The 11,752-nt window shown below is 36.1% G+C and carries 4 protein-coding genes and 1 tRNA gene; 2 read left to right on the forward strand and 3 right to left on the reverse strand.

The window, feature by feature from the left end; all coding sequences use genetic code 11:
* Positions 1-26: 26 nt before the first annotated feature.
* The 3 genes from ACKPCA_RS02000 to ACKPCA_RS02010 all read right to left on the reverse strand — a co-directional run bounded on the left by ACKPCA_RS02000 (position 27) and on the right by ACKPCA_RS02010 (position 9,017).
* Positions 27-6,605 (reverse strand): alpha-2-macroglobulin family protein, encoded by a 6,579-nt coding sequence (locus ACKPCA_RS02000; protein ID WP_321281070.1) that lies wholly within the window; start codon positions 6,603-6,605, stop codon positions 27-29.
* A 519-nt stretch (positions 6,606-7,124) separates the two neighbouring features.
* Positions 7,125-7,212 (reverse strand) — tRNA-Ser (locus ACKPCA_RS02005).
* 188 nt (positions 7,213-7,400) lie between these two features.
* Positions 7,401-9,017 carry an RluA family pseudouridine synthase gene (locus ACKPCA_RS02010; RefSeq protein WP_321281071.1) on the reverse strand — a complete coding sequence of 539 codons (1,617 nt, stop codon included), beginning with the start codon at positions 9,015-9,017 and terminating at the stop codon, positions 7,401-7,403.
* Positions 9,018-9,502: 485 nt separating this feature from the next.
* Here ACKPCA_RS02010 and ACKPCA_RS02015 point away from each other — a divergent pair, with 485 nt between their 5' ends.
* Together ACKPCA_RS02015 and ACKPCA_RS02020 are read left to right on the forward strand one after the other, a co-directional pair.
* Positions 9,503-10,075: an RNA polymerase sigma-70 factor gene (locus ACKPCA_RS02015; protein ID WP_321281072.1), complete on the forward strand. Its 573-nt coding sequence runs from the start codon at positions 9,503-9,505 to the stop codon at positions 10,073-10,075.
* 56 nt (positions 10,076-10,131) lie between these two features.
* On the forward strand, positions 10,132-11,319 hold the full coding sequence (locus ACKPCA_RS02020) for a FecR family protein (protein WP_321281073.1): 1,188 nt from the start codon (positions 10,132-10,134) through the stop codon (positions 11,317-11,319).
* Positions 11,320-11,752: the final 433 nt, after the last annotated feature.

Below are 11,752 nucleotides of genomic sequence, written 5' to 3' on the forward strand. Positions count from 1 at the left end.
TGGCAAGCGATTTAAAATATTGCTATTTATTCACTTTCATGAATCGAAATGCGATTTCCTTTGGAATGTCCTGTAAATTCAGGAGCATACATACTTTGTATGCTGGCGTTTCCGTTGGAGAAATTTCCTTTGTTGTTGGCTCTCAGCTCGTATTCAAATACATATCTGCCTTTTGGCAGTAGCTCAAAGAAGAAATGACTTGCTACATCTTTGGTGCTTTGATAGTAACCCAAACCATCCTGCCATTTGTATCCCGATAGTACGTCCAAAGGCTCCATGCCGGCTGCTCGTAAATCTTTCAGGTGAATGAATTCCAAATCGTTTTTCGATTCGATTACCAATCGAACGCTAATTAAATCGCCAACTTTTATTGGTGTTTCTGCTGTTATTGGCTCAAGAACTTCACCTTCATCGGTAGACTTCTTGATGTACATGCTTTTTTGTACCTGCAAATATCCCTGGCCCGAATCGCTGATTTTATCCAGATCTTCGAAGTATTGCCAATATACACCTCCAAATCCGGTAATATTTCCCTGGTTGCTCACTTTTACCTTAGCCATGGATGAATCAATTTCTTCTTTCTGCCAGTTCAATTTGAAGTATCCTGTTCCAGCTTCTTTTTGAACCTTTTCCAGTTTATCACTGCTTAGGTTTTTATCCCCAATTGTGATTTGGGTATTGTCGCTCAAAGCCAGAGAATTGTTTCCCTGCATCAACAGCGCATAAATGGCCTCAGTGGTGGCCTTGGTGCTAGGCCATTTGTTGGTTTGTTTCTTTTTAAGCAGCCATTGCTTCAATTGATTCACTTTGTTTAAATCACCATCAACTTCGCTAAAGGTTTCAATCAGCAAGGCCTGGCATTCAATGGCGGACTGGTACCAGTACCAACCATTTTTATTGCTCTTCCAGTACATGCCATTTTCCTCTTTGATAACAGCCTGCTCCGTTAAGGCATCCGTAATTTGTTTGGCTGCATTCTTTTCTCCATTTCGCTGCAAAATCAATGCGATTAATGCTTTGTTGTACAGGGAATGGGTTAACCAATTCTCTTTGCATTTCTCGATGTACAGTTTTGTGATTTCTTGCAGTTGATCTGATAAAGGATAGTTTGCATTGAAAAAACTTCTGCAATACAGGTAATGCAAGTTGATTGACGATAAGGAAATTTTGCTGGTATCTTTTGCAAGTTCAGCCCATCTCTGGTGTTGTTCCATAAATTTTTCATCGAGATAAGCGATTGCTTTCTTTTCAATTTTTTGACTTTGATTGCGGTATTCATTGTTGATATTCAGCTTTTGCAAATGACCGATTCCTGCTACAATGTGCTGGGTAATGAATTGGTTTTCATATCCTCCGGCAAACCATGGAAAAGCCCCTGATGAAAGCTGCATTTCGCTCAGTTTGCTCAAAGCTTGCGCTTGTTCTTGGTTTAGCTTATCATTTTCAAACAAATTAGCCAGTCTGGCTTTGTTTTGCTCTTCACTCTGTGCCTCTCTTACCCAAGGTGATTCCGCAATCAGAATGGATTTCAATTCCTTGTTTTTCTCCAGTGGAGATGTCAGCGATTGGTCTTTTTTCCATGCTTGAATTACTTCCTTTATTTTAGGATTCTTTGTAAGGATATCCTTGGCCAGGGCGTTGGCATAGAATCTTGAGAAGGTTTGTTCTGCACATTCATGAGGAAATTCCATCAGGTAAGGCAATGATTTTAAAGCCAACCATGCAGGATTTGTGGTGTATTCCAGGATGTACTTGTGATTGCTCTGTGTTTTTGAATTGCCATTTTTTAACTTTTCGAATTCAATTTCCTTTGTAGTGCCCGGTTGAACCCATATCGATTTTGCTTCTGTTACCAAGCTTCTGTTCGAAAGTACCGGAATAATACCCATTTCACCATCGCTGTGCGATCCTGCTTTGGCTACAATTTTATATTGAAGGGCAGCAAGATCCTTAGGAACTTTTATGGTCCAGTTCAAACTTGTATTTCCTTTGGCATCCACTTCAAAAGGGAGCATTGGATTAAAATCCACTTGATTTTTATCGATAGGATTTCCATTTGTGCCATCGAACAATTGTAAAGCAGCAGATCCTTCTAGCTTTTCTTTGGTAAGATTGCTGATTTTAGCACTTAGTGTAATGGTATCACCCTCTCTTAAAAAGCGTGGAACATTCGGAATTACATTGAGATTCTTTTGTGTGACAACGAACTTTTCAACATAGCCATTTTCAGTGGATTTGTTGTGAGCAAAAAGCATCAATCTCCATTTGGTCAGTGCTTCCGGACTATTGAATTTGAAAATGATTTCACCCTTTTTATTGGTACACAGGTGAGGATAGAAGAAAGCCGTTTCTTTTAAATCGCTCCTGGTTTCCACCTGTGTCAATTCTTCTAATCCTTTTTTCGTGCTGATAATTACCACACCATTGCTGGCTCTCGAACCGTATAATGCGGTGGCCGATGCTCCTCTTAACACCGTAATGTCTGCTACATCCTTTGGAGAAAATTGTGCCCCGGTTTTTGGATCTACCGGTACACCATCGATAATATACAGCGGTGTATTAGAAGCATCAAGACTGCCTGTACCTCTAATTTTAACAAAACAAATGTCTTCATCTTCAGCTTCCTCTTCTTCCAAAATTTCTATTCCTGCTACTTGTCCTTGAAGCTGTCTGAAAATATCATTTCTCACATCACTGGCTTTTATGTAAGCATATGATCCTGTAGTTGAGGTTTCTCGGGCAATTCCCATAGCGGTAACCACCACTTCATCACATGCAACATTATCGGCCTGTAAAGCCAAATTATAAGTGCCAGATTTCGAAACGATCATTTCTTGTGTATTCATTCCCACAAAACTAAAGATCAATTCAGTGCCTTTGGGTGCATTGATCGAGTAGAATCCATCGATATCAGTTGTTACTCCTGTTGTTGTTCCCTTTATGGTTATACTAACGCCAGGAATTGGCATACCCGTTTCATCGGTTACAATGCCATTCACATTACCTTCTACATATTGTATTGTGTTTTGCTTGCGCTTCAGTTGCTTCAGATATATCGTGTTGGCATACTGGGTATCACCAAAATGGCATCCAAATCGTTTCAATTCATGATATCTCTTAAGATATGGAACGGTATTGGTAAATCTGAAAGAATTAAAGTTTGAAAAATATTGTAAGCCAAAGAATCTGCTTTGAATATATGGTGCTGAAGAATAGTAGTTCTTTTGAAATCCAATATCTTTTTTCCATGTGTGAGTTTTAAACTGATCCAGCGAAGTATCGTACATGGAAGCCAGAACTTCGGCTTGTACCTTCTTGTTGTTTGAATTGGTAATTTTAAAACTCCAGCTCTCTTCTTGTCCTGGCGTAAGTTTGTTCCTAAAGCTTAAGGTTTCAATATTCAGTTTGTTTTCCACTTCTTTAAAAACTGCAGAGAACTGTTCTTTTACAATGCTATTGTATTTCACAAAGTAGAGGTTAAAGTCTAGTTTGTTTGTGTAAGATTCTTTCACTGGAATTTTTACAATGCTGTACCCATTTTCAATGCTTACCAGTTTTTTGAATACGTTCTCATTTCTGTAGTAAGTTTCTACATGAATATTAAGTTGTTGGCAAGCCGTTTTTAACTTTAATATCACGTATTTGTCCTTCTTAAAATCCAGGTTCACCATTTCGTAAGAAAACATTTGGTGATCGGCCAATTCATTATTATCAGGATGATAAACTTCAAAGTTCTTGCTTGTAATCACCGTATCCTTTCCACTATCGGTAGCTTTTACTTGCAGCTGATAAATGCCAGCTTCCCATTTTGATAGTTTCGGAAGAGCGAACTCTTTTGATGCTTTTGGTCCTGCTTTCTTAGTATAGACCGTATTTCCTTTTGGCCAGTTTTGTTCTAAATCGGTGCTGTCGTATACTTCATGTGGAAAGTCTTTGATAAATTGCTCTTTTGGAATGGAATGAATTTCTACAATCTCCCAAGGTTTCTTTCTAACCACTCTTTCTGGTCCATTCAATTTTGTGATAACAAGCTCTACATTGGCATCAATAAACTGATCGTTAAGGTTTTTAGTTTGTACACTAATGGTTTGATCCTTTTCGGAATTCAATTGACTGCCCATTACAACATCTACTTTCAGATTGTGATAGGCAACTTTAATGTTTTTGGAAGAACTCCTGGTTTCCCCGTTTTGATCGGTTACGTCAGCTTTTATGCTGTAAAGAAATATAGGTTTGTCCTCTTTTTTTGCCAGGGAATCGGGAGTGGCAACAAAATCAATGGAAAATTTGCCTTCAGCATTGGTTTTGCAAGTTCCTGTTTTAATAATTTGGGAGGAGCTGCCATAATAACCACGACTCCAGTCATACATTCTTTCCCTGCTGATGGTGTAATTTACTTTTGAATTGCTGATATTCGAACCTAGAAAAGCTTTGGCAAAACCTGTAGCACTAACACTGTCTCCAATTACGTAATTGTTCTTTACAGCATCAAATATCACTTCAAACTTTGGTCGTTTGTATTCTTCAACCGAAAAGTTGAGTTCTACATAGTCGAAGTCGTCAATTTTGTCATAGAATGGATCTGGATCTTCAATCTTAGTTCCTAAATCTTCATCCATTTCAATGGTGAATTGACCTGTAAGCAAATTATCCGGCAAAGTAAATTCACCACTTACACTTCCATATTCATTGGTTTTTAAACGAAACTCTTTGAGTTCTTCAGAATTGGCATCAGAAATGCTTATGGATACGTAAGTATTAGGAACCACTTGTGATTTGCCATCCTTCTTTTCGGTTAAGATGCCTTTGAAATACATAGTCTGTCCGGGGCGGTAGATACTTCTGTCCAGGTACAAATAGCCTTTGGCCATATGTTCCTTATCTTTATTGCTGTCTTTGTAAAATCTGTTGATGTAAGACTGATTGGTAATTGTGTCGGTACCATCTGTCGCAATAATTTGGTAATGGTGATTCTTGTTGTTCTTTTCAATTAAAAATTCACCCTTACTATTGGTAAATCCATTTAGTTTGAAATTTTCACGCTCACTGCTAACGGATATTTTAATATTTTCTTTGGGCGCTCCTGTTTCCCTGTCCAGAATTTTTATTAGTTCATGCTTTTTTTGGTTAATACTAAGCATGCTTAGCTTACTTATTGAAATCACCGCATGGTTGTAGATCTGATCAATAGAGCTAATCTTTTTGGATCCTGAAGAAACCAAAATGTAATTGCCAGCAGGCAGAGCAGGAACATCTACTTCGGTAGTATATTCGTAATAATCCTTTTTAGGCTGAAGCTGATAGAATTTTGATGCGCTCACTTTTGTTTTCGCCAGTACATTCAATAATAAACTATCCTTTTTGTATGATGATTTGTTCTTGTAAAAATCGAAGGGAACACGATAGGCGGAAAGATACAAGCTATCAACACTTTTGAATTGAACTTTGGCAAGAAATGCTTTGTTAGGAATATTGTATTGCTCAGTTTGAAGGGATACAGAGGCTTGTTCAATTTTATTTTTTAAAATGGTACACAGCAGACCTCCATCGGAATTTGGGTATTCTTTCAGAACCAAATTGCAAATATCTAATGCTTTTATGCGATAGTTTTTTAAGATGGGATCGTATTTGGCATTGTAAGCATTACTTTCCTTGAAATAGTAATCTGCAATCTTGTAATTGATCATGCTCGATGCAGAATGCTTGGCAAATCGATTGGAAAGCCTTTTCAAAGCATGGATATACAGATCTTCTTTGTTTTCGATATTTCCTTGTTCCTTGGCAAAATTCAAGCGCTCCAATACCACATCAACATAGGCTGTTGTATCAGAACCCTCATGAAACAATTCAAGTTTTTGGTACAATAGCAAAGCATTTCGATGCGAGAATAAACTATCCTTTGTGAGGAATGATTCCTTGCTAAATTCCTTTGTAGATTCAAACACCACTGGCTTGTTGATGTAAAACGCTTCCTTTGGCCTAGTAAAATACCATTGGTTATTTTGATAGAACTGAATGGCAAGATGTGCCAGAAAATCATAAAGAGTAGGTCTGAACTTGTGAGAAGAGTAGCTTTCGGTTAAGATATCTCGATATTCATTAATGGGAATGTTTTGAAGGGCTTGTTTGTTTTGTAGCGATCGTTTGTAATGCAATACAATTTGCTCACCAAGCGTATTCATGTCCCATTTCTCAAATTCTAAAGCGGTAACGGGCCCTTCAAGTTTAGTTCTTTTTCTGATTTTGTACCTGTTCTCATCCAGATATTGCTTTAGAAATTGTGCATAAATCGATTCGAGAAGGGCAGAGGTTGGTACATCACTTTCTTTTAGGTGGGCTTCCAGGTTTTGAATGACCTTCTTTTTAGCATCTTCTTCTAGCAGTAGACTAAATTTAGATTGGTAAATGAAGCCTTTAACAATTTGATCGCTTCGTTTTGAATTTTTAGCCTCCTGAAGAATTTGATTTGTGATTCGATTCGCACTATGGAATCTTCCTTCTAACTCAAACTGTTCAAGCTCAGTCCATAATTTATCCAATTCTTTTTGTGCATGGCAGATGTTAATACCTAGAACTAACAAAATTAAGATGGCTAACTTTTTCACGATGATATGATTTTTAGTGTGATATTGACTATAAAGAGTATAAATCTCATAAATTTTATGTATTCTATAAAAGTACAATTATGCATAATATTCTTATCGATAGCATAATTTTATTTTAAGTCAGGATATGAATATAGAATAAGTCTAAACAAATGTGAACTTAGTTAGCGAAGAGATAAGGAATTTATACTTTGTACCAATATCAGATGCTTAATGTGACTTAAAAGTCAAGTAATTTTAGGGTGCTTAAAGCTGCTGCGATTTTCGTGGTGGCTTTTTGTTTTTTATAGAAAAAAACGTGCAAATTGTTTAAACCATGTTTAAACGAAGTGGAAATATGTAAAAAGCAACATTTAATAAAACGCTGCTTTCCTTTGTTTATGCGGAAAGGAAGGGATTATTCGCTCGTGCCTCGCTCATTAAGCGTGTTACGAACCCCGACCATCACTTCTGTTCTCATCCCTTGGATGTATAAAATAGAAAAAGCACCAAAGTAAAATACTTTGATGCTTTTTGTTGCGGAAAGGAAGGGATTCGAACCCCCGATACGCTTTTGGCGTATACTCGCTTTCCAGGCGAGCCAGTTCAACCACTCCTGCACCTTTCCAGTGTTGCAATAATTGAGATTGCACACAAAAGTAGAATAAAATTGCAGATTTTAAAAAGATCGAGAATATAAAATTTAACAATTCACATATTTATTTATCCTGAAAATAGGAAGGTATAAGGGGATGTGTTTGTAAATCAGGGGTAAAATACATCCTAAAATAACTTATCGGTATGGTGGAAATTGGTTTAAAATTCTGCCAGGCATTTAAAATTTATCTTTTCCTGTGTTGAAGGATGCACAAATGTAATTTCCTCGGCGTGCAACATTAAACGATCAGCTTTCAGACCATAAAGCGGATCACCTACGATTGGGGTATTTAATCCGAGTGGATGAGCTGCATGTACCCGTAACTGGTGTGTACGCCCAGAGATAGGGTAGAAGTGTATTTTGCTTTTTGATGAAGTACGTTCCACAACTTTCCACTTGGTAAAAGCAGGCTTGCCATGTTCGAAACAAACCAATTGACGAGGACGATCATCCAAATCAACACGCAAGGGTAGATCAATGGTGCCAGAATCTTCCTCAATAATACCATCCAATATAGCCACATATCTTTTTTGAATGCTTTTGCTAAGAAACTGTTTCTGCAGGTTTACGTGTGCAGATTTTGTTTTGGCAATAAGCATAATGCCCGAAGTAACCATATCAAGACGATGAACGATAAGAGGTCCATCAGCATCAGGATACAGAGCTTTTACTTGAGTATATACTGATTCTTTCATCTCTTTTCCAGGTACTGACAATAAACCTGAAGGTTTGTTGATGATGGCAATGGCATCATCTTCATGGAGGACTTTTATGGATAGGTTTTTATCTTCTTGCTTTGCTTTTTCTATGCTCATCCTTTTTAGCATGTGTCCTAGTATGGGCTCACATTTGCTTTTGCACGATGGGTAAAAGTAAGCATGTTTGCGGATTTCTTTTTTTGGAGATGTTCCCCACCAAAATTCTGCCATAGCAATAGGTTTCAGTTTGTTCTGAAATGCATATTGTAATAACTTAGGCGCGCAGCAATCACCAGCACCGGCAGGAGGAACCTTGGCTTCGTTTTCCTTAAAAATTGCGTTTGCACTTTTTTCTTTACCTTCTATATTCAAAAAAAGATAGCTATCGAATATTTTCTTTTGTAGTTGAGCTGATTGAGTTTTACGCGCCTGTTTTAAACCTGTAATTCGGTGGTAATGCTCATCCGCTTTTAATTGTAAGCTTTCAATCTTTTCTTTACACTCTTTCTTTAGCTTGTTAAATTTACTTTTCTCTGTTTGGCTTTCTTTTACAAGATGTTTTAGAATGCTTTCCTTGTCAGGATGATTTTCAGCTTCTGTTCGCTTGACTTGTCTTTTTCTTTTCGCTTTAGCCATGTCAAGTTTCGCTACTTTTAAAGTGTCATTTGCATTTTGAACTTCATTATTCAGTTCTTTTTGCAATTGTTTTAGGTCCGGCGAATTTTCTTCCTTACAAATGGCTTGATTGATTTGATTCAACTCAGCTTCACCTTTTCGAAAAAATCCATCGGGATTGGTGATTTCGAATACTTGTGGTACAAATGGAATCTGAGTTTCTTGAGCTTGATCGTTGCCTGAATAAGCCGCAATGTATCCAATTTCGTCGAAGTGATTTTTTACAATCAACACACCATACATTTTACCTTTGGAGTTGGGATTTGGCGTCCCAAGTTTGGCTTGAAGTTCTTTAGCAGCTTGTATGCATAAAGGGTGAGGCGTATAGTTAAATGGATTGGTAAAGCACTCAGGAAGTACTTTGTGTTCCAATGGTTTGTTGAAGGTGATAAAGCAATGCATCCGTTTTGAAAATAAGAGAATACAAATTTGTTTTGCAAAAGAAATGGTTTTTAAAACTACATGCAATAAAATAGCTCCAAAGTTTTTCAAGTTCAGGGCTTATGTTTTGCAGAGAGAGGGAGTGGAACGAATCTATGATTTTACATGATTAAATACTGTGGTGAGCAAAACGAAAAGTTGTGTTTGCTTGTGAGTTTATGAAAATTGTTGTTTAAAATCCCGGTAAGATATCATATCAAGATTAACTTATAATATTGTTTAGAATTCCTTTAGAGATATTTCATTGTGGTTGCGTTTGTTTCCTTCTAAATCATTGCATTTGACAGATTAATATGATCATTAAGTTTAAGTCTAAAAATACATTTCAGAATTCTTGAGAAGAAAGCATTTGGGTATTGAGATGTTGATTCTAGGCAAAACACGATTTGTATTTTATTCGTACAATTTTCTATCTTGCGGACAAATAACCAAATTATAATTCCATTTTGAACTCCCAGTCTGACTTACTGAAAGGTATACAAGAGAAAAAAGAGAAGGCATTTGAAGAGCTTTACAGGCTTTATTATGCAGATCTTACTGTGTTTGCGCAAACTTATGTGTATCAGTTGGATATTGCAGAAGATATTGTACAGGAATCATACTATCAACTTTGGGAATCAGCCTCAAGTCAAAGAATCACTAAATCCTTAAAGTCATATTTGTATTCTACCATTCGGAATAAATGTTTGAACTATCTTCGACATTTGCAAGTGGAAGATAAGTATCGTAAGAAAGAAATGGATGCCATTCAATTTGCGGGTAATTATGAGATGGTAGATGATGAAGATTTGATCGAAAGGATTAAACATGCAGTAGAAGATTTACCGGAAAAGTGTAGGATAACCTTTAAAATGTGTGTGTTGCAGGATATGAAATACAAAGAGGTGGCCGAAGAATTGGGATTGTCGGTGGATACGATAAAGGATCACATGAAGAGAGCTTATCGTTTTTTACGTCAATGTAACTTTGATGATTATTTGAAGCTGATGATATTGTTATTAATCAGAATAAAATTGTAAATCTTTTCTAAATTTTTAACCACCCTAATTAGATATGTAAGTGTCATAAATCTGAGATGAGTAACAAAAAGAACAAAAATATAGATTGGTCAGTGATTTCCAGAAATTTATTTGGAAGTGTTTCTGAAGCTGAAAAACTTGAATTTGAAGAGTGGTTGGAGTGTTCGATGGAGCACAAAAAATACGCTGAACAATCCAAGTCCTTTTATGTTGCTGCAGAAAATGAAGAGGTGAAAAGACCTGACACAGAGAAAGCCATTGCAGAATTCAAAAAACACATTGCCAAAAAGAAAGGAAAAAAGATAAAATTAGCTGTTGTATTAAGATATGCTGCAAGCATATTAATACCCATTTGTATTGCTACATATTTAATATTAAATACAAATAAGTTTGATGAAAATACATTAGCAAGTGGTATTGAAACAATTGAACCAGGATCTTCAAAGGCAGAATTGTTATTAGCGAATGGAGAAGTGGTAAGTCTCGAGCAAGGAGATACAATAGTGAAAGAATCAGATGGAACTGAAATACAGAATGTTTCAGGGATATTGAAGTACCAATCAAATCAAAACTTGCTTGAAACTGAAACATACAATACGCTAAAAATACCAAGAGGGGGAGAATATAAGTTGCGATTGGCTGATGGCACCCAGGTTTGGTTGAATTCGGCAACATCATTTAAATATCCGACAAAATTTGTTGGAGATAAACGTATCGTTTATTTATCGGGTGAAGCATTTTTCGAAGTTGCTCATAACAAGGAGATGCCCTTTATTGTTAAGGTTGATGATTTAAATGTAAAGGTTTTGGGTACAGCTTTTAATGTGAAAGCTTATTCCGATGAAAAGGAAATTAAAACCACTTTGGTAAATGGTAGAGTTGAAGTACTCGCTCAAGGAATAGATAATAAGATAAAAACAGTTTTGTCTCCCAATTTTCAAGCTTGTTATTCAAAAGGGAACAAAAAAATTGAAGTGAATGCTGTAGATGCAAGTATTTTTACTGCTTGGAAAGATGGAGTATTTGTATTGGATAATATGAACCTTGAAGATTTGTCGTTGATCCTATCTCGTTGGTATGATGTTGATTTCTTTTTTGTTAATGAAAAAGTGAAAGAAAATTATTTTACCGGTAGAATGAAAAAATACGAAAGCTTACAGGATATTTTTGATTTATTGGAACAACTGTCTGATGTAAGTTTTGTGATTAAGGATAATGCCGTAATTGTTCAAGAGAAAGTATAAATAGAATATTGCAAAATATAAATAAAGGTGTCTTCGAAAGAAGACACCTTTATTTATGGCCTAAATCCTTAATTTATTTGGTTAGATTACCTTTTCATACTAAGAAAATCCCGAATAGATTTATTAAAAATAGAGAATAGTAGATGTTTATTTGCTGTTGAATTGTCGGGCATTATAAAAAAGCATACTTCTATTGTTCTAGCAGAATATCAAATATTTCGTAATGAGTTTGTAGGTGGATGATAAGAATTAATCATTTAAAATTGAGTAAAACAATTTGTATCTTGTTTAGAGATTTAATTGTTTAATCATCTTATTAAGAGGTGTGTGTTGTGCTGTAAAGAGGAAAGAGGTATGATTAGAAAAATTAATAAATCTACCCACCCTATATTTTCTTCCACGTGTCTTATCTGTAGTTAAGTAAAAATAAAAA

This window comes from Marinifilum fragile (assembly GCF_963677365.1).
Classification (GTDB): domain Bacteria; phylum Bacteroidota; class Bacteroidia; order Bacteroidales; family Marinifilaceae; genus Marinifilum; species Marinifilum fragile.